General features: G+C 41.7%; 18 protein-coding genes and 24 tRNA genes. 35 read left to right on the top strand and 7 right to left on the bottom strand.

Annotated features, from left to right (window positions below; translation table 11 throughout):
- The first annotated feature begins 93 nt into the window (after positions 1 to 93).
- The 24 genes from HRJ06_RS20800 to HRJ06_RS20915 all read left to right on the top strand — a co-directional run bounded on the left by HRJ06_RS20800 (position 94) and on the right by HRJ06_RS20915 (position 2,821).
- Positions 94 to 169 (top strand) — tRNA-Thr (locus HRJ06_RS20800).
- Between the two features lie 15 nt (positions 170 to 184).
- Positions 185 to 260: transfer RNA gene (locus HRJ06_RS20805), tRNA-Lys, on the top strand.
- A gap of 180 nt (positions 261 to 440) precedes the next feature.
- A tRNA-Lys gene (locus tag HRJ06_RS20810) sits at positions 441 to 516 on the top strand.
- Between the two features lie 15 nt (positions 517 to 531).
- Positions 532 to 616: transfer RNA gene (locus HRJ06_RS20815), tRNA-Leu, on the top strand.
- Between the two features lie 5 nt (positions 617 to 621).
- Positions 622 to 696 (top strand) — tRNA-Gly (locus HRJ06_RS20820).
- 8 nt (positions 697 to 704) lie between these two features.
- Positions 705 to 793 (top strand) — tRNA-Leu (locus HRJ06_RS20825).
- Between the two features lie 66 nt (positions 794 to 859).
- A tRNA-Leu gene (locus tag HRJ06_RS20830) sits at positions 860 to 944 on the top strand.
- Between the two features lie 5 nt (positions 945 to 949).
- A tRNA-Gly gene (locus tag HRJ06_RS20835) sits at positions 950 to 1,024 on the top strand.
- A gap of 10 nt (positions 1,025 to 1,034) precedes the next feature.
- Positions 1,035 to 1,123: transfer RNA gene (locus tag HRJ06_RS20840), tRNA-Leu, on the top strand.
- Between the two features lie 14 nt (positions 1,124 to 1,137).
- Positions 1,138 to 1,214, top strand: a tRNA-Arg gene (locus HRJ06_RS20845).
- A gap of 22 nt (positions 1,215 to 1,236) precedes the next feature.
- Positions 1,237 to 1,313 (top strand) — tRNA-Pro (locus HRJ06_RS20850).
- Positions 1,314 to 1,324: 11 nt separating this feature from the next.
- Positions 1,325 to 1,400, top strand: a tRNA-Ala gene (locus HRJ06_RS20855).
- Between the two features lie 26 nt (positions 1,401 to 1,426).
- Positions 1,427 to 1,503 (top strand) — tRNA-Met (locus tag HRJ06_RS20860).
- A gap of 5 nt (positions 1,504 to 1,508) precedes the next feature.
- Positions 1,509 to 1,585, top strand: a tRNA-Ile gene (locus HRJ06_RS20865).
- 15 nt (positions 1,586 to 1,600) lie between these two features.
- A tRNA-Ser gene (locus HRJ06_RS20870) sits at positions 1,601 to 1,693 on the top strand.
- 174 nt (positions 1,694 to 1,867) lie between these two features.
- Positions 1,868 to 1,941 (top strand) — tRNA-Met (locus tag HRJ06_RS20875).
- A 3-nt stretch (positions 1,942 to 1,944) separates the two neighbouring features.
- Positions 1,945 to 2,020 (top strand) — tRNA-Asp (locus HRJ06_RS20880).
- Between the two features lie 162 nt (positions 2,021 to 2,182).
- Positions 2,183 to 2,258, top strand: a tRNA-Phe gene (locus HRJ06_RS20885).
- Positions 2,259 to 2,292: 34 nt separating this feature from the next.
- Positions 2,293 to 2,365 (top strand) — tRNA-His (locus HRJ06_RS20890).
- Between the two features lie 8 nt (positions 2,366 to 2,373).
- Positions 2,374 to 2,447, top strand: a tRNA-Gly gene (locus tag HRJ06_RS20895).
- A gap of 6 nt (positions 2,448 to 2,453) precedes the next feature.
- A tRNA-Ile gene (locus tag HRJ06_RS20900) sits at positions 2,454 to 2,530 on the top strand.
- 45 nt (positions 2,531 to 2,575) lie between these two features.
- Positions 2,576 to 2,650 (top strand) — tRNA-Asn (locus tag HRJ06_RS20905).
- Positions 2,651 to 2,654: 4 nt separating this feature from the next.
- Positions 2,655 to 2,745, top strand: a tRNA-Ser gene (locus HRJ06_RS20910).
- Positions 2,746 to 2,749: 4 nt separating this feature from the next.
- A tRNA-Glu gene (locus HRJ06_RS20915) sits at positions 2,750 to 2,821 on the top strand.
- A gap of 93 nt (positions 2,822 to 2,914) precedes the next feature.
- Here HRJ06_RS20915 and HRJ06_RS20920 read toward each other — a convergent pair.
- Positions 2,915 to 3,094: a hypothetical protein gene (locus HRJ06_RS20920; protein ID WP_174734902.1), complete on the bottom strand. Its 180-nt coding sequence runs from the start codon at positions 3,092 to 3,094 to the stop codon at positions 2,915 to 2,917.
- Between the two features lie 699 nt (positions 3,095 to 3,793).
- Between HRJ06_RS20920 and HRJ06_RS20925 the strand changes: the two genes are divergently transcribed.
- Together HRJ06_RS20925 and HRJ06_RS20930 are read left to right on the top strand one after the other, a co-directional pair.
- Positions 3,794 to 4,942 carry a glucose-1-phosphate adenylyltransferase gene (locus HRJ06_RS20925; RefSeq protein WP_174734903.1) on the top strand — a complete coding sequence of 383 codons (1,149 nt, stop codon included), beginning with the start codon at positions 3,794 to 3,796 and terminating at the stop codon, positions 4,940 to 4,942.
- 22 nt (positions 4,943 to 4,964) lie between these two features.
- Positions 4,965 to 5,996: a GlgC family sugar phosphate nucleotidyltransferase gene (locus tag HRJ06_RS20930; RefSeq protein ID WP_174734904.1), complete on the top strand. Its 1,032-nt coding sequence runs from the start codon at positions 4,965 to 4,967 to the stop codon at positions 5,994 to 5,996.
- Positions 5,997 to 6,025: 29 nt separating this feature from the next.
- On the opposite strand, the gene HRJ06_RS20935 is transcribed toward HRJ06_RS20930, so the two are convergent.
- Both HRJ06_RS20935 and HRJ06_RS20940 read right to left on the bottom strand, forming a co-directional pair.
- Complete coding sequence (locus tag HRJ06_RS20935) at positions 6,026 to 6,787, bottom strand: TraR/DksA C4-type zinc finger protein (RefSeq protein WP_174734905.1); 762 nt, start codon at positions 6,785 to 6,787, stop codon at positions 6,026 to 6,028.
- A gap of 136 nt (positions 6,788 to 6,923) precedes the next feature.
- On the bottom strand, positions 6,924 to 7,859 hold the full coding sequence (locus HRJ06_RS20940; protein ID WP_174734906.1) for a 1,4-dihydroxy-2-naphthoate polyprenyltransferase: 936 nt from the start codon (positions 7,857 to 7,859) through the stop codon (positions 6,924 to 6,926).
- Positions 7,860 to 8,192: 333 nt separating this feature from the next.
- On the opposite strand from HRJ06_RS20940, the gene HRJ06_RS20945 reads away from it, so the two are divergent.
- The 6 genes from HRJ06_RS20945 (at position 8,193) to menC (ending at position 15,714) form a co-directional block, all read left to right on the top strand.
- Positions 8,193 to 9,596 carry an isochorismate synthase gene (locus tag HRJ06_RS20945; RefSeq protein ID WP_174734907.1) on the top strand — a complete coding sequence of 468 codons (1,404 nt, stop codon included), beginning with the start codon at positions 8,193 to 8,195 and terminating at the stop codon, positions 9,594 to 9,596.
- Position 9,597: 1 nt separating this feature from the next.
- A complete protein-coding gene (menD, locus tag HRJ06_RS20950; RefSeq protein ID WP_174734908.1) occupies positions 9,598 to 11,349 on the top strand; it encodes a 2-succinyl-5-enolpyruvyl-6-hydroxy-3-cyclohexene-1-carboxylic-acid synthase in 1,752 nt (583 codons plus the stop codon).
- On the top strand, positions 11,349 to 12,158 hold the full coding sequence (menH, locus tag HRJ06_RS20955; protein ID WP_174734909.1) for a 2-succinyl-6-hydroxy-2,4-cyclohexadiene-1-carboxylate synthase: 810 nt from the start codon (positions 11,349 to 11,351) through the stop codon (positions 12,156 to 12,158). The genes menD and menH overlap by 1 nt, the downstream gene beginning before the upstream one ends.
- 14 nt (positions 12,159 to 12,172) lie before the next feature.
- Positions 12,173 to 12,991, top strand: coding sequence for a 1,4-dihydroxy-2-naphthoyl-CoA synthase (gene menB / locus HRJ06_RS20960; protein WP_174734910.1), 819 nt, complete (start codon positions 12,173 to 12,175; stop codon positions 12,989 to 12,991).
- 121 nt (positions 12,992 to 13,112) lie between these two features.
- On the top strand, positions 13,113 to 14,618 hold the full coding sequence (locus tag HRJ06_RS20965) for an o-succinylbenzoate--CoA ligase (RefSeq protein WP_174734911.1): 1,506 nt from the start codon (positions 13,113 to 13,115) through the stop codon (positions 14,616 to 14,618).
- Positions 14,608 to 15,714 carry an o-succinylbenzoate synthase gene (menC, locus tag HRJ06_RS20970; protein WP_174734912.1) on the top strand — a complete coding sequence of 369 codons (1,107 nt, stop codon included), beginning with the start codon at positions 14,608 to 14,610 and terminating at the stop codon, positions 15,712 to 15,714. The genes HRJ06_RS20965 and menC overlap by 11 nt, the downstream gene beginning before the upstream one ends.
- 41 nt (positions 15,715 to 15,755) lie before the next feature.
- Here menC and HRJ06_RS20975 read toward each other — a convergent pair whose 3' ends face one another.
- On the bottom strand, positions 15,756 to 15,920 hold the full coding sequence (locus HRJ06_RS20975) for a DUF1540 domain-containing protein (protein WP_174734913.1): 165 nt from the start codon (positions 15,918 to 15,920) through the stop codon (positions 15,756 to 15,758).
- A gap of 151 nt (positions 15,921 to 16,071) precedes the next feature.
- The gene (locus HRJ06_RS20980; protein ID WP_174734914.1) at positions 16,072 to 17,238 is read right to left on the bottom strand and encodes a metal ABC transporter solute-binding protein, Zn/Mn family; all 1,167 of its coding nucleotides are present in this window, start codon (positions 17,236 to 17,238) and stop codon (positions 16,072 to 16,074) included.
- Positions 17,239 to 17,424: 186 nt separating this feature from the next.
- On the opposite strand from HRJ06_RS20980, the gene HRJ06_RS20985 reads away from it, so the two are divergent.
- Positions 17,425 to 17,988: a beta-class carbonic anhydrase gene (locus tag HRJ06_RS20985; RefSeq protein ID WP_174734915.1), complete on the top strand. Its 564-nt coding sequence runs from the start codon at positions 17,425 to 17,427 to the stop codon at positions 17,986 to 17,988.
- Here the strand turns inward: HRJ06_RS20985 and yidD are convergent.
- Complete coding sequence (gene yidD / locus HRJ06_RS20990; RefSeq protein ID WP_174734916.1) at positions 17,963 to 18,220, bottom strand: membrane protein insertion efficiency factor YidD; 258 nt, start codon at positions 18,218 to 18,220, stop codon at positions 17,963 to 17,965. The two genes, HRJ06_RS20985 and yidD, sit on opposite strands and share 26 nt — an antisense overlap.
- A gap of 136 nt (positions 18,221 to 18,356) precedes the next feature.
- Here yidD and HRJ06_RS20995 point away from each other — a divergent pair, with 136 nt between their 5' ends.
- On the top strand, positions 18,357 to 18,830 hold the full coding sequence (locus HRJ06_RS20995; protein WP_174734917.1) for an S-ribosylhomocysteine lyase: 474 nt from the start codon (positions 18,357 to 18,359) through the stop codon (positions 18,828 to 18,830).
- Between the two features lie 72 nt (positions 18,831 to 18,902).
- Here the strand turns inward: HRJ06_RS20995 and ytzI are convergent, their stop codons facing one another.
- A complete protein-coding gene (gene ytzI / locus HRJ06_RS21000; protein WP_174734918.1) occupies positions 18,903 to 19,073 on the bottom strand; it encodes a YtzI protein in 171 nt (56 codons plus the stop codon).
- Between the two features lie 121 nt (positions 19,074 to 19,194).
- Here ytzI and HRJ06_RS21005 point away from each other — a divergent pair, with 121 nt between their 5' ends.
- Positions 19,195 to 19,638: a Dps family protein gene (locus HRJ06_RS21005; protein WP_174734919.1), complete on the top strand. Its 444-nt coding sequence runs from the start codon at positions 19,195 to 19,197 to the stop codon at positions 19,636 to 19,638.
- Positions 19,639 to 19,804: the final 166 nt, after the last annotated feature.

Consider the following 19,804-nt stretch of genomic DNA (forward strand, 5'->3'; position numbering starts at 1 on the left):
GAGGATTAGCTCAGCTGGGAGAGCATCTGCCTTACAAGCAGAGGGTCGGCGGTTCGATCCCGTCATCCTCCACCATACCTTATTCAATATCTTGCCGGTGTAGCTCAATTGGTAGAGCAACTGACTTGTAATCAGTAGGTTGGGGGTTCAAGTCCTCTTGCCGGCACCACTTTTTAATATGTCCGAGCCATTAGCTCAGTTGGTAGAGCATCTGACTTTTAATCAGAGGGTCGAAGGTTCGAATCCTTCATGGCTCACCATTTAATTCAATATTTGCGGGTGTGGCGGAATTGGCAGACGCACCAGACTTAGGATCTGGCGCCGCAAGGCGTGGGGGTTCGACTCCCTTCANGGTGTAGCTCAATTGGTAGAGCAACTGACTTGTAATCAGTAGGTTGGGGGTTCAAGTCCTCTTGCCGGCACCACTTTTTAATAGGTCCGAGCCATTAGCTCAGTTGGTAGAGCATCTGACTTTTAATCAGAGGGTCGAAGGTTCGAATCCTTCATGGCTCACCATTTAATTTAATATTTGCGGGTGTGGCGGAATTGGCAGACGCACCAGACTTAGGATCTGGCGCCGCAAGGCGTGGGGGTTCGACTCCCTTCACCCGCACCATTTTTGCGGAAGTAGTTCAGTGGTAGAACATCACCTTGCCAAGGTGGGGGTCGCGGGTTCGAATCCCGTCTTCCGCTCCAGTGACTTAGCCGGGGTGGCGGAACTGGCAGACGCACAGGACTTAAAATCCTGCGGTAGGTGACTACCGTACCGGTTCGATTCCGGTCCTCGGCACCATNCTGACTTTTAATCAGAGGGTCGAAGGTTCGAATCCTTCATGGCTCACCATTTAATTCAATATTTGCGGGTGTGGCGGAATTGGCAGACGCACCAGACTTAGGATCTGGCGCCGCAAGGCGTGGGGGTTCGACTCCCTTCACCCGCACCATTTTTGCGGAAGTAGTTCAGTGGTAGAACATCACCTTGCCAAGGTGGGGGTCGCGGGTTCGAATCCCGTCTTCCGCTCCATTATCTACTTGCCGGGGTGGCGGAACTGGCAGACGCACAGGACTTAAAATCCTGCGGTAGGTGACTACCGTACCGGTTCGATTCCGGTCCTCGGCACCATATGAAAATATAATGCGCCCGTAGCTCAATTGGATAGAGCGTCTGACTACGGATCAGAAGGTTGTGGATTCGAGTTCTTCCGGGCGCGCCATTATCATTTTCAACTTTTACTTCGGGAAGTAGCTCAGCTTGGTAGAGCACTTGGTTTGGGACCAAGGGGTCGCAGGTTCGAATCCTGTCTTCCCGACCATTAACATCTATGGGGCCTTAGCTCAGCTGGGAGAGCGCCTGCCTTGCACGCAGGAGGTCAGCGGTTCGATCCCGCTAGGCTCCACCAATAAAATAATAATGTAATATATATTTGGCGGTGTAGCTCAGCTGGCTAGAGCGTACGGTTCATACCCGTGAGGTCGTGGGTTCGACTCCCTCCGCCGCTACCAAATACGGACCTTTAGCTCAGCTGGTTAGAGCAGACGGCTCATAACCGTCCGGTCGTAGGTTCGAGTCCTACAAGGTCCACCATCTACATTATTATTCGGAGGAATACCCAAGTCCGGCTGAAGGGATCGGTCTTGAAAACCGACAGGCGGGTAACACCGCGCGGGGGTTCGAATCCCCCTTCCTCCTCCATTTATTTCATGAAAGTTATCTTTTAACTATTATCGTCGCGGGGTGGAGCAACAAGCGTTACTTCATGAATTTTCTGCGAGTTGTACCGATCGAACAGCACCTTGGTTAGGCCTTATGAGATCGGGACAGTCAAATGCTTACTAAGAGCATAATATTTCTATTTACTTTTATCGTCGCGGGGTGGAGCAGTTCGGTAGCTCGTCGGGCTCATAACCCGAAGGTCGCAGGTTCAAATCCTGCCCCCGCAATATGGTCCCGTGGTGTAGCGGTTAACATGCCTGCCTGTCACGCAGGAGATCGCGGGTTCGATTCCCGTCGGGACCGCCATTTTTTAAAAAATATATGGCTCAGTAGCTCATTCGGTATAGCAACGAGCATAAACTCCAGGAATTCACTGCGAGTTGTACCCAGCGAGCTGCATCTCGAGTAAGCTTTCCGAGGTGGGGACAAAGCTTTTGGATATAAATTTAGGTATGTATACTTTAATATGGCTCAGTAGCTCAGTCGGTAGAGCAAAGGACTGAAAATCCTTGTGTCGGCGGTTCGATTCCGTCCTGAGCCACCATTTTACTGTCATAAGCAGTATGAAAGTAACAATGGCGGTTGTGGCGAAGTGGTTAACGCATCGGATTGTGGTTCCGACATTCGTGGGTTCGATTCCCATCAGTCGCCCTTAACATGCGGGTGTAGTTTAGTGGTAAAACCTCAGCCTTCCAAGCTGATGATGTGAGTTCGATTCTCATCACCCGCTCCAAATTATGGGCCTATAGCTCAGCTGGTTAGAGCGCACGCCTGATAAGCGTGAGGTCGATGGTTCGAGTCCATTTAGGCCCACCATTACTTTATAGTTACTAGCTAAGAAGTAAGGTAATACCACATTGTTCCGCAGTAGCTCAGTGGTAGAGCATTCGGCTGTTAACCGAACGGTCGTAGGTTCGAGTCCTACCTGCGGAGCCAACACGGGGAAGTACTCAAGTGGCTGAAGAGGCGCCCCTGCTAAGGGTGTAGGTCGGGCAACCGGCGCGAGGGTTCAAATCCCTCCTTCTCCGCCAGCATGGCCCCTTGGTCAAGCGGTTAAGACACCGCCCTTTCACGGCGGTAACACGGGTTCGAATCCCGTAGGGGTCATAAAAAGAGGGCTGCTGACAATATGTCAGCAGCCCTCTTTTTTGTATATATCAAATAAATCTACTGTGCGGGCTAAGCCATTGTTTTTTGGTCTTAGTCTGGCAGTTTTTGTTCTTTTGGCAGATTCCTCCCCGGGTTATCCAAATCCATGTCAGATGAAATACCAGGATAGGCTCCTCTTGCAGGATCAAATGCAAGAATTTTTCCATCTGGAGCCTCGAATAGCGGTTTTTTATCTTCTCCTAAATTTAATCTTTCTTCCTGGTTTCCCAAATGATTTCCCTCCTAAGGTTTGCTCCCTTTTAGTTAGTGTGTGTTAGTTCCAGTCTTGTTATGTCAAAACAATACAAATTTGAACATTTCTCCGCATTATTTTTAGGCATATTGTCATTAAAATAAGAAAACTATTTCAAGGGATTTACCTTATCAACAAGAATATAAGAAAGAAGGTGAGTAATCACCTTCTTTTTTCGCTTAGTATAATTCAGTCATTGACTGCTCTCCAGCTCTATTTCTCTAAGATCTGCTTCTGTATCTATATTGAGAAGAGATGATAGGTTTCAAGTAGCTCGAGATAGCTCCTCCTCAGCAGCAGAACCGGGTATGAAGTTAAAGGGAATTCATCTTCTAGACCACCTCCAGCGGGCTGTTAACGGCGTTGAGCTTATCTTATTTTCTGACCTTATATAATTTTATATCATGTCATACAATGAGCAGGTTCAGCATATATTCAATCTTGTGTGTGTTCAATTTCGGCAGAAAAAGAGGAGTTGGGATAGCGTCATTGATACATTCCAGAAGCACCTTGCTACAAGGACAAACTTTTAAAGTTGATGATTTAAACTGAGCGAGCGCTCAATGTTTGCAATACCTTAGAGTGATAGGAAAATTGGAGCTTATGAAGGGGATTATGGAAACATATATATAGATTGTAATCCTTGCGTCACGCCCAGTTAGAGGGGAGAGAAAGCAATGTATAAGAAAAAATGCGTTGCCATGCTTTTGGCAGGAGGGAAAGGGAGCCGCCTTAACAGCCTTACAAAGAGAATAGCGAAACCAGCAGTACCGTTTGGGGGGAAATACAGAATAATTGATTTTACTCTTAGTAACTGTACTAACTCTGGGATTCATACGGTTGGAATACTAACGCAATATCAACCGTTAGTCCTAAACAGTTATATAGGTATAGGCAGTACCTGGGACTTAGACCGTAAAAATGGCGGGGTTACGGTGTTGCCGCCATACAGCGAGGCTTCTGAAGTTAAGTGGTATTCAGGCACCGCAAGCGCTATTTATCAAAATTTAAATTACCTTAATGAACATGAACCAGAATACGTTCTAATTTTATCGGGTGACCATATTTATAAAATGGATTATAGAGAGATGTTAAATTTTCATATAGAAAAAGGGGCCGATACAACGATTTCTGTTATTGAAGTACCTTGGAGAGAAGCAAGCAGATTTGGAATTATGAATACAGATGAAGCTTTTGAGATTACTGAATTTGAGGAGAAGCCCAGCAACCCGAAAAATAATTTGGCCTCCATGGGAATCTATATATTTAATTGGAAGGTATTAAAGGAATATCTCGAGATGGACCATCGAAATGCAGACTCAAACCATGACTTCGGAAAAGATATCATTCCACTTTTATTGGAGGAAAGAAAAAAACTGATAGCATATCCATTTAAAGGATACTGGAAGGATGTTGGAACGGTTCAAAGCTTATGGGAGGCAAATATGGACCTGTTAGATGAAGATTGTGAGCTCAAATTGTTTGATCACTCATGGCGAATCTATTCAGTAAATCCTAATCAGCCGCCGCAGTATCTAGCTCCAGAGGCCAGCATTTGTGATGCACTAATTAATGAAGGATGTATCATAGAGGGAAAGGTAGAAAAATCTGTCCTATTCCAAGGGGTCACGATAGAGGAGGGAGCTTCTGTAAGGCATTCTGTCATTATGCCCGATGCTATAGTGGGTAAAGGATGCGTAATTGAAAAAGCAATAATTTCGTGTGGTGTTAGAGTGCCTGATGGAGCAATTATACGTCCTAAATACAAAGAAGACCCAGTAATACTTGTGTCTCATGAATCCATATTAGAAAGTTTGATGCGTTAATGGTCATTGGAAGGGGAAAAAGATGAGTAAACAGTTGCTAGGGGTAATAGATGCTACAAGTTTTCATAGAAATTTAGAAACACTAATTATGAACAGGTCTGCAGCAGCTATACCGTTTGGAGGGAGGTATCGTCTGATTGACTTTATTTTATCAAATATGGTTAACTCAGGCATTGAAAATGTTGCTGTTTTTCCAGAGGTACATTACCGTTCTTTGATCGACCACCTAGGTTCAGGGAGGGATTGGGGTCTTGACCGAAAAAAAGACGGTTTGTTTTTCTTTCCTTCACCTGAACTAGAAGGTTTAAGTATGAAAACGGGATCTTTTGATCACTTTGACGAAAGTTTAGAATACTTTTACCGGAGTAAACAGCCATATACGATTATTGCTAACAGCTATACTGTCTTTAATATGAACTTCATGCCAGTGTTGAACTTTCACTTAAATTCCGGCTGTGACATTACGGAGTTGCAGCAGAATGGCCTTTCAATGGGGATTTATTTATTAAAAACCTCATTGCTTATCGAACTGATTGAATCCCGTCAAAGAACCGGATATTCTTCGATGGCTGAGGTTACGAGTGACGTTACTAGTTGTTTTAGCGTTTGTAATTATCAGCATGAAGGCTATGCGACAAAAATAGAATCCGTGAAGGGATATTACGAAGCATGCATGAAGCTTTTGACACCCTATGTTTTCGGACAGCTGTTTACGAAAGAACAGCCTATATACACCAAAGTAAAAGATGAACCACCTTCACGGTATACAAAGAATGCATCGGTACACCATTCTATCGTCGCTAATGGAGTCATCATTGAAGGACGGGTAGAGAACAGCATTTTATCCCGGGGTGTCCGTATAGGTAAGGGATCGGTAATTAGAAACTCGGTCATCATGCAGAAGTGCCATGTGGGAGAAGATTGTATACTAGATACGGTTATTCTTGATAATGACGTAAAGGTAGCAAATGGTTCTAGACTCTCGGGGTCATTCGATAATCCTTTATTTCAAAAAAAGGGACACAGCCAGGGAGTTCCCTTAGAAGTAATGTAAGGAATTTTGGACAGGAAAAAAGAGACCTATTAATCGGTCTCTTTTTTGGTCTTATCTTCAATATAACCATCACGATTGTGATAGGGGACATCCCCAATCTTTGATTGCATTTTTTCCCTATCCAGCATATCTTCATAGTCTTCTTTTTCCCGGTTATTAATAACTTGTCTATTCTTTCCTTTAATATTAGTGGCTGTATAAGACTCGTAGTCCTCTGTAAAGCCTTGTCCGCTAGAACTATCTTTATAAAGGTTATCATAGCTTTCATGGTCACCTCTTAAATCCTGAGGGCCTTCCGAAGTTCCATATTGAGCGACATCAGCAAAGCTATCCTCATTATCAGCCATTTCCTCATTCTGAAGACGCTGAAACTGGCTGTTATGAGTATCTTCAAGAACGTCCTCCTCAATAGGCCTGTCCTCTGATAACAGCTGCTCCGGTGTGTGATCTAAGCAATAAAGGGTGTTAGGTATAGCTTTAAGCCTTTCAATAGAAATTTCGTTATTACAGACAGCACATTTTCCATATGTTCCTTCATCAATTGCATTTAGAGCCTTATTTGTTTTCTTCAGTTCCCCCACATGATGTTCGTTTAAAGCGATACCTTTTCCTCGTTCAAAAAGCTCCGTTCCGGAATCTGCGGGATGGTTATCATATGAAGATAATTCTCCAACGGATTCTTTCATGGTGCCTGTGTCATAGTTATTATCATTACCTAACTGGTTTTCCAGTTGTTCTTTTTGCATTATTAATTCTTGTTTAAGGGATTGTATTTGCTTTTCTGTTAACAAGATAATCACATCCTCTGTATCAGTTCACTAATTATTTTAGATAAATGAGTGATACTTACTTGATACCCGTACAGTTTTCAGCAAAAACATCCTTATTATAGAAAAAGCCCTGCAAGTAGCAGGGCTTCAATGCTTATTAAAATAAATATCCAAGAAAAAGTCCAACTGATAAAAGAAATCCAAAAATTGTATTGGTCTGAGCAGTTGCCTTCATCGCAGGCATCATCTCCATAGGCTTGCTTTTACCAATAAATCCTTTAGCAGCTTTAACAGCTTTAGGAATGCTTAAGGCAACGATAACTGGCCAGAACGATAGCATTTCCCAGAAAACTAAAATAAGGATCCAAAGATAGGAGATCACAAACATGCCGCTTAATAAGTAAATGGCGCCTTTTCTTCCTAATAAAATCGCTAGTGTCTTCCGTCCAAACTCTTTATCTCCATCAAGATCACGGATATTATTAGCGAGCAGGATTGCACCTACAAGAATAAAGCTTGGGATCGAAACAAGAATGCTGTGAACGGTGACGGTCCCTGTCTGGATATAGAATGCAATTAAGATAATCATTAAGCCCATGAAAAACCCGGCAACGATTTCACCAAAAGGGGTGTAGGCAATAGGTTTTGGTCCTCCGGTGTAAAAATAACCGGCAGCCATACAAATTAAACCAACGGCGGCGAGCCACCAAGAACTGTTGAGGCAGATATATACACCGATTAAAGCAGAAACTCCATACAGTCCAAACGCCAAGTTTAAAATTGTTTTCGGATTGATGCCGTGCCGGACTATCGCGCCGCCGATCCCAACTGAGTGCTCGTTATCTAACCCGCGTTTAAAGTCATAATACTCATTAAACATATTTGTAGCTGCCTGGATTAAAAGACTAGCGATCAGCATAGCTAAAAACAATCCAAAGTGGATATTGGTTACTTCCATAGCTAAGGCTGTTCCAAGCAGAACAGGAACAAAAGCTGCGGTCAATGTATGAGGCCGGGTTAACTGCCACCATACCCTCCAGCTATTATCTTTTTTATATAGTGGTGAAGAACTAGGCTGTAATTGAGTTTCCATAATTCTCTTCCTTTCGTAGTTAACAAACTATATTAGTTTATCAAATTGGTGAAAATCCGTCAAAAAAGTTAAGGAAACTAGTAAGGAATTGGTTTACAATATTAAGTGTAGGTTTTCACATATAAAGTGTCAATCACTATTTTCCCTCCGGTATTGGAGAAAACTTCCTATTTGTAAATTTCATCGAAAATCGTCGGAGTTTTTTCAATATAATAAGGAAATAACTAGGGTGAGCGGACCCAGAGTTGTTGACATTGCAAGACCTGAGGTGTATCTTAAAATAAGTTTAAAAACGTAGGATAACAGTCGCAGCCTGTTATTGGAGGGATTTTTTTGGTTACCATTCAAGATACGGAGCTAAGAGAAGGGATCCTGATAGCGATTGAAAGGGCAAAAGCAATATCTGCGCCAGTTTTGGTGAGCGAAGTCCATAAAATTGACCATCTAGAACCGCTTCTTTTTTATGCAGCTGGAAGGGAACTGTTCCTTGGGGAACGTTTTTTTTGGAAAGATCCAGTTGGAGAACAATATCTTTCAGGATTAGGTATATGCAAGCAAATACAAACGGATCAGTCCTCTGACCGCTTTTTTCATGTTGAGAGAGAGTGGAAGCGCTTTATTGAGTCTGCTCTCATTTATAATGACTTTGATGTGAATGGAACCGGACCAGCGATGTTTGGCGGTTTTTCATTCGACCCTATTAAAAACAAAACATTGCTATGGTCCAAATTTTCAGAGTCTTTGTTTCATATTCCTAAATATATGCTCAGTGTAATTAAAGGACAAGCCTATTTTACAACAAACATTCTTTGTACACAGCATGACGATACTACTCTTTTTGAAAAAACAGCAAAAGAGCGGCAGAGCATTCTCGAGAGAGCTCAGTCTTCAAGTTTTATGACAAGGCCTCAGTTGTTATATAAAGAGGAAGTTAATCCAGATCAGTGGAAGGCATCTGTTAGAGATGTTGTGACTGACCTCAAGCAGGACGGACCACTTAAAAAGGTGGTCCTTGCCAGGGAATTGAGGCTCCACTTTAATGATGAAGTACTTGCTGAAGGGGTTCTTTCGCACCTTTTGACAGAGCAAAGTGACAGTTTTGTTTTCGCTTTTGAATCGAATGGAGACTGTTTTATAGGAGCCTCACCGGAGAGGCTCGTTAAAAAGGAAGGAGAACACCTATTCACTGCCTGTTTAGCCGGCTCTATTGCCAGAGGTAAGACACCCAAGCTTGATAAAGCATTAGGCGAGAGCTTGCTTAAAGATCAAAAAAACATTATTGAGCATCAATATGTTGTGGATATGATTAAGGAAGCAATGAGTGAAACCTGTGATGAAGTTATTCTTCCGGAACAGCCTAAGCTAATGAAGATGAGAGACATTCAACATCTTTATACACCTGTTCTTGGTATTAACAGAAAGAATAGTTCACTGTTAGACATTGTTGAACGCCTTCATCCTACTCCCGCACTTGGAGGCCTGCCAAAGGAAGCAGCTGTTAAAAAAATAAGGGAAGTAGAGCGACTGGACAGAGGTTTTTATGCTGCGCCAATAGGCTGGCTTGATTATAGAGATAGCGGTGAGTTTGCAGTAGCAATACGTTCAGGCTTGCTGCAGGGAAATGAAGCATCCCTGTTTGCTGGCTGCGGAGTGGTTGCAGATTCAGACGCCGAGAGTGAGTATAAAGAGACGAACATTAAATTCCGACCAATGTTAACAGCGCTTGGAGGTAAGTGAAATGAGTCATCAGGAAGCATTAACTGCCTATTTGGCCGCTTTTGTCGCTGAGCTAGTCAAGGCTGGGGTTGAAGATGTTGTCATAAGCCCCGGCTCTCGATCGACTCCAATTGCAATGATAATGGCGAAACATCCACAGCTGCGAATTCATGTTCAAGTTGATGAAAGATCCGCAGCTTATTTTGCTTTAGGTATTGCCAAAGCAAGACGGCAGCCAACAGCTATCTTATGTACTTCAGGCACTGCAGCTGCAAACTACTATCCGGCTATTATTGAAGCTAGCATTTCAAGGGTACCCCTTTTGGTTCTAACAGCTGACAGGCCTCATGAGTTGCGGGATGTGGGGGCTCCCCAGGCAATTGACCAAATCCACCTTTACGGAAATAATGTAAAGTGGTTTGTCGAAATGGCTCCACCTGAAAATTCAAAGGAAATGATCCGGTATGCTCGAACAGTATGTGCCCGGGCTGTCGCCACTGCTAAAGGACAACCCTCTGGGCCGGTTCATCTGAATTTTCCTATCCGTGAACCACTTATTCCCACTATAGATGAGGGATTATTTAAAGAAGATGATGAACGCCCGAATCAATATATCAGCGTTCATACCGGCACTCTGACTTTGAACGAAAAGCAATTAAGCTCAATCAGTAAAGATCTGGAATTTTACCGAAAAGGGGTTATCATCTGTGGACCTCTTGATGGACAGGAGTTTTCCAGTGCTTTAATGAAGCTAGCAGCGAAGCTGAATATTCCCGTTCTGGCAGACCCATTGTCTCAATTAAGAAGTGGAAGGCATACTAGTGATCTAATTATTGATTGCTATGATACTTTTTTAAGGAACGAAGCTGCCAAAACCTTGTTAAAACCTGACATTATCATTCGATTTGGTGCTCTGCCTGTCTCTAAGGCTTTGTCTATCTTCTTAAAGGAAAATCATGATGTACGACAGTTAGTTATCGATGAGGGAGCAGGATGGCGCGATCCAGGTGCCTCAGCTACTGAAATGATTTACTGTAATGAAGCTGACTTTTGCTTGAATCTTATCCGTCAAATTGACGGGATAAAAACGGCTGGTAATTTAGCAGTGTGGCAAAACATTAATCAGATAACAAAGCGGGGCCTTTCAGCTATCGAGTCTGTTGATGAATTGAGTGAAGGGAAATTATTTCATCAATTGGCAGAACAGCTGCCAGAGGGTGCTGCTTTATTTGTGGGAAACAGTATGCCAATCCGTGATCTTGATTCTTTCTTCTTTCATAACAATAAGGAAATACGAATCTTTGCGAACAGAGGGGCTAATGGCATTGATGGGATTGTTTCTACGGCTCTTGGTGCAGCCACTGCATGCCAGCCAATGTACTTAATTCTCGGTGACTTAACCTTTTATCATGATTTCAATGGACTGCTCGCAGCAAAGCTCTACGAACTTAACATTCATATTATTTTAATAAATAACAACGGCGGCGGTATTTTTTCGTTTCTTCCACAGTCTAGCCACCAGGAAAATTTCGAATTGTTATTCGGAACGCCACTCGGCATTGATTTTAAACATATCGTTGAAATGTATAACGGATCGTATGAGCTCATATCTGACTGGCACCATTTTAATGAAGCAATGAGGAATGCTCCGTCTTATTCAGGTTTAAAAGTTTTAGAAGTTTCCACATCAAGAGAGAATAATGTTTTAGAACATCGGGAACTATGGAACCGCGTTTCCCAGGAAATAAATTTGTATGTAAATGGTGAAATTTAATGGAATATGTCATTGGCGGTGTAAAGCACCATGTAGAATTATGTCAGGATGGCTTTCCGCTTTTATGCCTACATGGTTTTACTGGGTCAGCCTCGACATGGAAGCCTTTTTGCGAAAAGTGGGGCAAGCATTCTATGCTGCTCATGCCCGATATCATCGGACATGGCCATACAGACTCTCCTGATGATGTGAGCTACTATGGAATAGACCAGTCCGCAGACTGTCTAAATCAAATCCTTGAGATGTCTGGCATTGAAAAGGCGGATGTTTTGGGCTATTCAATGGGCGGGAGGCTTGCGATTACATTTGCTGTTAAATATCCGGAGAAAGTTAGAAAATTAGTTTTGGAGAGTACAACACCTGGTATTCGCTCTTTAGAAGAACGAAAAAGCCGCAGAAGACAGGATGAAACGCTCGCCTTCAAGATTATGGAGCAAGGGATTGAAAACTTTATAGATTATTGGGAGCAGATTCCTTTATTCTCTTCCCAGAGGAATTTACCTGAAAAAATGAGGGAATCAATAAGAGAGCTGCGCTTGAAAAATAACGCAACAGGTCTCGCCAATAGTCTAAGAGGGATGGGGACAGGTACTCAGCCTTCTTGGTGGGAGGAGTTAAGACATTTCAATTTTGAGACACTTCTGATCACTGGATTACTTGATCAAAAGTTTAGTAAAATAGCTAAAGAGATGAAAAAAAATGTACCAAAGTGTCAACATATTCAAATTCCTGGCTGTGGACACGCAATTCATGTGGAAGAACCTGAAAAATTTGGTACAATAGTAAGTGAGTTTTTGTCGAATACATAAAGGAGGACTCAATAATGACAGTTGAATGGACAGCAAGCCGCCAGTACGAAGATATTTTGTATGAAACATATAATGGCATTGCTAAAATTACGATTAACCGCCCCGAAGTTCGCAATGCTTTTAGACCCAAAACAGTAATGGAGTTGTTGGATGCATTTGCTTATGCTCGTGATGATTCCAATGTTGGAGTTATTGTTTTAACTGGTGCGGGAGAAAAGGCTTTCTGCTCAGGCGGAGACCAAAGCGTTCGTGGTCATGGAGGATATGTTGGCGAGGATGAAATTCCGCGTTTAAATGTACTAGACCTTCAACGTTTAATCAGAGTGATTCCAAAGCCAGTCATTGCCATGGTCAGAGGTTTTGCTATTGGTGGAGGCCACGTTCTCCACGTCGTATGTGACTTAACTATTGCTGCTGATAATGCTATTTTTGGTCAAACTGGACCAAAGGTCGGCAGTTTTGATGCTGGGTATGGTTCAGGCTACTTAGCAAGAATCGTCGGTCATAAAAAAGCCCGTGAAATTTGGTTCTTATGCCGACAGTACAATGCACAGGAAGCTTTAGACATGGGGCTTGTAAACACGGTTGTACCTCTTGAACAGGTAGAAGAAGAAACAATTAAATGGTGCGAAGAGATTCTTGAAAAAAGTCCTACTGCTATCCGTTTCTTAAAAGCAGCGCTTAACGCAGATACCGATGGACTTGCGGGTCTTCAGCAATTCGCTGGTGATGCAACATTATTATACTATACTACTGATGAAGCAAAAGAAGGACGCGATGCTTTTAAAGAAAAGCGCAAGCCTGACTTTGGTCAATTCCCGCGGTTCCCTTAATACGCTCTAGGTTATTACAGCTTGATGGGTCTCCATCAGGCTGTTTTCTTATGTCTACTTCAATAAACAAACTTTTAAAATAAACCGGAAGCTTTCTTTTATAAAAAAAGGAGTGAATAGAATGGAAGGAACGATGCCTAACTGGCTCCAAAAGAGAGCGGCTTTAACTCCTGACAGGACTGCGCTTATTTTTGAAGGCCAATCCCTGTCCTTTAAAGAACTGTACGAGGAAGCTTATCGTGCTGCAGGCAATTTGACAGCCAATGATATCGGGAAAGATCAGCTTATTGCAGTGTTACTTCCTAACCATATTGATACTGTGGTTATTTTGTATGCACTTCAAATGCTTGGGACAAAGACATTAATCCTGAATACCCGGCTGACATCAGATGAGCTTGCCTGGCAACTGAATGACTCGGGTTGCGGAGTTCTGATTACGGATGAATCTTCTCATGAGAAGACCGAGAAATTTAGCAGCTTGGCAGTTAACCCATTAAAAATATTAACTAAAACAGAGTTAGATGATATCTCTAATCACAAACCTACTATTCTAAATGAATTTAATTTAAATGAAGTAACAACTATTATGTACACTTCTGGAACTACAGGAAACCCTAAGGGAGTATTGCAAACTTATGGAAACCACTGGTGGAGTGCAATTGCTTCTGCTCTTAACCTTGGATTATCTGAGAAGGATAGATGGCTCTGTGCCGTCCCAATTTTCCATATTAGCGGCTATTCTATATTAATGAGGAGCCAGATTTATGGGATCGGTGTTGTGCTTCACACAGGGTTCGATGAAGCGAAGGTAATTGAGGATTTAAAAGAGTACCAGGTTTCTATTATGTCAGTCGTAAGCACGATGCTCACAAGAATAACAGAAAAAGTTTCAGATGGGGCGTCTTTTCCCGATCTTCGCTGCATGATGCTCGGTGGTGGTCCAGCTCCGCTGCCATTATTAGAGAAGTGTCTAAGTAAACAGATTCCAGTATTTCAAACCTACGGAATGACCGAAACATCATCTCAGTTTGCGACTCTTTCTCCTGAGTATAGTCTTGAAAAGTCAGGTTCTGCTGGAAAGGCCCTATTTCCTAATCAAATACAAATTATTGGGACAGATGGGGAAGTGTGCGCTAATGGAAAAGAGGGTGAAATTGTCGTTAAGGGGCCAAATGTGACACCTGGGTATTTAAATAAACCCGAGATTACAGCTGAGAAAATACAGGATGGCTGGTTTTATACAGGAGATATTGGCTATTTGGACGAAGCGGGATTTTTATATGTTTTGGACAGGCGCTCGGATCTTATTATCTCAGGTGGCGAAAACATCTATCCTGCTGAAATTGAAGGAACCCTTTTGGATCAGCAGGGAATCGAAGATGCAGGTGTCATTGGTATGGACGATGAAAAATGGGGACAGGTTCCAGTCGCTTTTCTGGTGAAAAGCCTAGGATCCTCGCTTACAATTGCTGATATAGAAAGATTTTGCAGACAAAAGCTTGCTGGATATAAAGTTCCGAAAAAGTTTTTATTTGTGAACGAACTTCCCCGGAATGCATCAAGGAAGCTGCTCAGAAAAACACTTCGTGAATGGTTTGAAGAGGAGCCTGGTACTGGTGAATATTAAATCTGTAAAATTATATGGAATCAAGATGCCTTTAAAGGTACCATTTACGACTCATCTCGGGACTGTTTCAGACCGTGAAGGGATACTAATTGAGGTAATCGGACAGGACGGCATTTCGGGCTATGGAGAAGCAGTAGCATTTAGTTCACCATGGTATACAGAGGAGACCATACAGACCTGCTTACATATGTTAAAGGATTTTTTAATTCCGCTTGTAAGTAAGCAGACAATTAGTCATCCAGAGGAAGCGACTGCACTTTTCAGTTCTATTAAAAGAAATCAAATGGCTAAGGCTTCTATTGAAATGGCTTTTTGGGATCTTCATGCCAAACGCCAAAACATGCCTCTCGCTAAATTGCTTGGAGGCACCAGAACGAGTGTCCCTGCTGGCGTTGTCGTAGGAACCAAAACAATCCAAGAGTCTATTCGGCAAATACAAGATTATTTAGCAAAGGGCTACACCAGAGTTAAAGTAAAGATCAATCCGGGCAATGATTTTCAGTTGTTATCAGAAATTCGGCAGAATTATCCTTTTTTGCAGCTGATGGCTGATGCAAATTCAGCCTATACCTTGGATGATACGGAACAGTTGAAAGTACTTGATCAGTTTAATCTTTTAATGATTGAGCAGCCTCTTGGACATGATGATATAGTGGAACATGCAGTGCTTCAAAGGAGCCTGAAAACCCCCATATGCCTGGATGAAAGTATTATCAGTCTAGATGATGCCAGAAAGGCAGCAGGCATACAGAGCTGCCGAGTTATCAATATCAAGCCAGGAAGGGTTGGCGGCCTTGGACCCGCGAAGAAGATACACGACTTTTGCATGTTGCAGGGGATTAAAGTCTGGTGTGGAGGGATGCTTGAATTTGGAGTATCAAGAGCACATAATATAGCTCTATCTTCTCTTTCAGGATTTACAATTCCCGGAGACCTATCATCATCTAGCAGATACTGGGAAGAAGATATTATTCTTCCAGAAATAAGTGTTGAAAATGGCTATGTAAGTGTCCCGGACAAACCAGGAATTGGATTCGACCTCAACTGGAAAAGAATTAATGAAACGCTCATATTTGAAGAAGAGTATATACTGTAAAAGCCCAGGCAATTATGCCTGGGTTTCTTATTGGAATCAAATTAACTAAGTTGATCATGAGGTACAAATGTTTTACAGTCGGTTTGCTTAGTATTTTCCGCCGTTTCACCAGAATGGCTAACAACATAAATCTTTTCGGCAGCACAAAGGTTTCCGCTTTCCCAATAATGGCAATTGTTCACTTCGCATAATACATCTTTAGCCACTCGTATCACTCCTTTTTTTGTGATTGATACAAGGTTAGTTTCTTTCATTTGAGGCTAGATATGTTAGACAAATTAAGGGAAGATCAAATCGCCTTTCATTCATAATTTGGAAATGAAAAAACCTTCTTGGAGTGTCCAAGAAGGTTCATTTTTAGTCATTTAATGCTTTTCTAAGTGTTTCAATATTTTCTTCCATTAGGGTGAAATAGGTTTGGTTATTTTTAATATTGTCATCAGTAAGAACGGAAAGATTATGAAGCATCAGCGACTCTCCGCCAATTTCTGCCTGAACAATTTCAGCAAGTTTGGAGCTAACGTTTTGTTCAAATAAGACATGCTTAAGATTATGCTCTTTTGCCTCTGTTATCAAAAGTTGAAGCTGTTTTTGGGAAGGCTCATTTGTAGTTGAATATCCTGACACACTTATTTGCCTGATCCCATAGCTTTTTTCCCAATAGCCGTAAGCCGCATGGGAAACAATGATTTCGCTCCGCTTAGCAGATTCCGCCATATCATGAAATTCTTTATCAAGGTTAGTCAGTTTTTCTGATAATTGGGTAAAGTTTTGTTCGAACGTCTCTTTATTCTCCGGCATCTCATTTATAAGAGCATCTTTAATTCCCTCCGCTAGTTCAATTGAATAAAGCGGATCAATCCAGACATGGGGATCTACGTCACCGTGTGCATGCTCTTCTTCATTGCCATGATCATCGTGAGCGGCTTCCGTACTATGCTCTTCTTCATTGCCATGATCATCGTGAGCGCCTTCAGTACTATGCTCCTCATCATTACCATGATCATCGTGAGCGGCTTCAGTACTATGGTCTTCTTCATTACCATGATCATCGTGAGCGCCTTCAGTACTATGGTCTTCTTCATCGCTATGTTCAGCGTGGCTGCCATCCGGGGTATGACTTTCTTCACCATTTCCTTCATCGTCATGGGAATGCGCGGATTCGCCTTCAAGATCAAGATTTTCAGCCGCTGCTACCATTGTAACGTTTTCTGAAGCTAAGGTATTTTTTGCTTTTTCAACAAAACCTTCAAGGCCAAGCCCAACGTAAATGAACAGGTCTGAGTCAGCAAGTTTTATCATATCGCTTTGAGATGGTTCAAAAGTATGTTCATCGGCTCCGGGAGGATAAATTGTTTTTACTGATACGTAGTCGCCCCCAATTTGCTCTGTAAAGTATTGTAATGGATAGACGGTCGTATAAACTTCTATTGAATCTGTAGCTGTTTGTTCATCATTTTCGACATTGCATCCAGACACAACAATCCCGAGGGTAATTAAAATGGGGAAGATCCACTTTTTCATGGGCAAAGGCCCTCCTTTTGTTCACTTTTATTTAGTAACATTATGAAATTTATTAATACGTAATGATTACGATTTAACAATATGTATCTTACATAAAAATTAACCAAAATGCAATGATTAAATTTGGTATATGAGAACTTTTCCTGTATTCTTTTGTCAAAGGGTATAAGGAGGAAGGAACATAGAATGAGAATGCTTGAAGAAATTTTAAATCATAACGAAAAATTTGTGGCCGAAAAAAAATATGTGGAATATGCTTCAGATAAGTTCCCAAACAAGCGAATGGTTATATTAACGTGCATGGACACTAGATTGCTTGAGCTTCTGCCTAAAGCTATTAATGTTAGCAATGGGGATGTGAAAATTGTGAAAAATGCGGGTGCCCTAGTTATGCATCCCTTTGGAAGTATTATGAGAAGCCTTCTGGTTGCAGTTTATCAGCTGCAGGCGGAGGAAGTATTTGTTATTGGCCATTACGATTGTGGAATGAGCGGGATGAAATCAGATGATATTATTAACAATATGAAGAATCGCGGAGTTGAAGACGAAACATTTAAAACGCTATCCTATTCAGGTATAGACGTGAACCAATGGCTCCATGGCTTTGAAAATGTTAAGGATAGTGTCAAACATAGCGTTGAAATAATTGATAATCATCCGTTAATGCCAAATGACGTACCAGTGCATGGACTTGTTATTAATCCGGAAACTGGAAAATTAGACCTTATTGTTGATGGGTATCAGGCTTAGGCTGCTTGGCAGACTGCTTTTCTGGAACGAGGTCAATCCCTCCAGGATGAAAAGGCTGGCATTTAACGATGCGTACAATGGTTAACCATCCACCTCTTAGAGGACCAAACCTTTGGATGGCTTCAAGCCCATAATGGGAACAAGTAGGATAAAATCGGCATGTAGGCGGTTTTAATGGAGAGATGACTTTCTGATAAAAGCGGATTACAGAAATCATTAATCTTTTTAGCATATGACTCGACTCCTTTCCTGAAAAAAGATACCATACTATTGAGAAATAGTCTAAATAATGTAATTCAGTTAATGTTGATGAAAAAAGTCGGGATTTGAGTTATGCTAAGAATAGAATTAATAAAGGAGTGTTTATTATGCCATCAGTAGAAAGCTTTGATTTAGACCACAATGCAGTTAAAGCTCCCTATGTAAGACATTGCGGAGTTCATAAGGTGGGCAGTGATGGTCTTGTGAATAAATTTGATATTCGTTTTTCACAGCCTAACAAGCAGGCGATGAAACCGGATGCCATTCATACACTTGAACATTTGCTCGCATTCAATATACGTGAACATGCAGAAAAGTACGATCACTTTGATATTATTGATATCTCTCCTATGGGCTGCCAGACCGGATATTATTTAGTCGTTAGCGGTGAACCAACAGTGGAGGAAATCATTGACCTTCTTGATGATACAATGAAGGCGGCAGTTGAAATCACCGATATTCCCGCAGCTAACGAAAAACAGTGCGGCCAAGCGAAGCTTCATGATCTCGAAGGAGCTAAACGTTTGATGCGTTACTGGCTTGACCAAGATAAAAACACACTGAAAGAAGTGTTTGCTTAATATAATTTTCGCTATTAAAAATCCTGTTCAAATTTGAACAGGATTTTTTCGTGGGTTTTAATTGAAAAACAATCATTTCTCGTCCAGCTTTTTTACTGTTTCTTCTTGATCTTTGTCTTCGAAAAGGTGTTCTTGTACTGGGTCAACCGTATGTTTAAAGGAATACGCCTTTGAAGTTGTGATCACTGCAAGAAGTAGTACAACAATTACAATTACAACCGAAATAACTAACACTGTGTACATAAAAAATCCTCCTTTGCCTCAAAATGATTTTAACACGTTTTTAACTAGGATAGGGACAAAATCGTCTTTTGATGTTTTGCAATGAAGAGACGGGGAATAATACTTCATAGGAGGAGATACTATGTCAAACGAACAATTATTACAATCCGTAAACCGCCAGGTAGCAAACTGGACAGTACTTTATGTAAAACTCCACAATTACCATTGGTACGTTAAAGGACCGCACTTTTTTACTTTGCATGCAAAATTTGAAGAATTATACGACGAGGCCGGTCTAGTTGTCGATGAGTTTGCAGAGAGAATGCTTGCTCTAGGCGGGAAGCCGGTTGGGACAATGAAAGAATGCCTAGAACTCTCATCAATTGAGGAAGCATCCGGTAAGGAAAAAGAAGAAGAAATGGTTAGAACCTTAAAAGATGACTTTTCTAAAATTGCAGATGAAATCCAGCAAGGCATCGAGCTTGCACAAGAAATAGACGATGAAGGTACTGCTGATATGCTTTTAGCTGTTAAAAAGAATTTACGGAAGCATATATGGATGTTCACAGCTTACCTTGGAGATTAATACTTAATACCGATAAGCCGGTGGTAGAAACGCCGGATAAATTGTCGCCAAAAGGGGTTCGGGAAGATTCCGAATCCCTTTTGTTTTTTTGCTATTGCTAGAGAATCCCCGATAAAGTTAACCATTATTGGTCTATCCGGGCATTTTACCATTCTTTTTTTAGATT

The organism is Mesobacillus harenae (genome assembly GCF_013343715.1).
In the GTDB taxonomy this organism is placed as follows: domain Bacteria; phylum Bacillota; class Bacilli; order Bacillales; family Cytobacillaceae; genus Mesobacillus_A; species Mesobacillus_A harenae.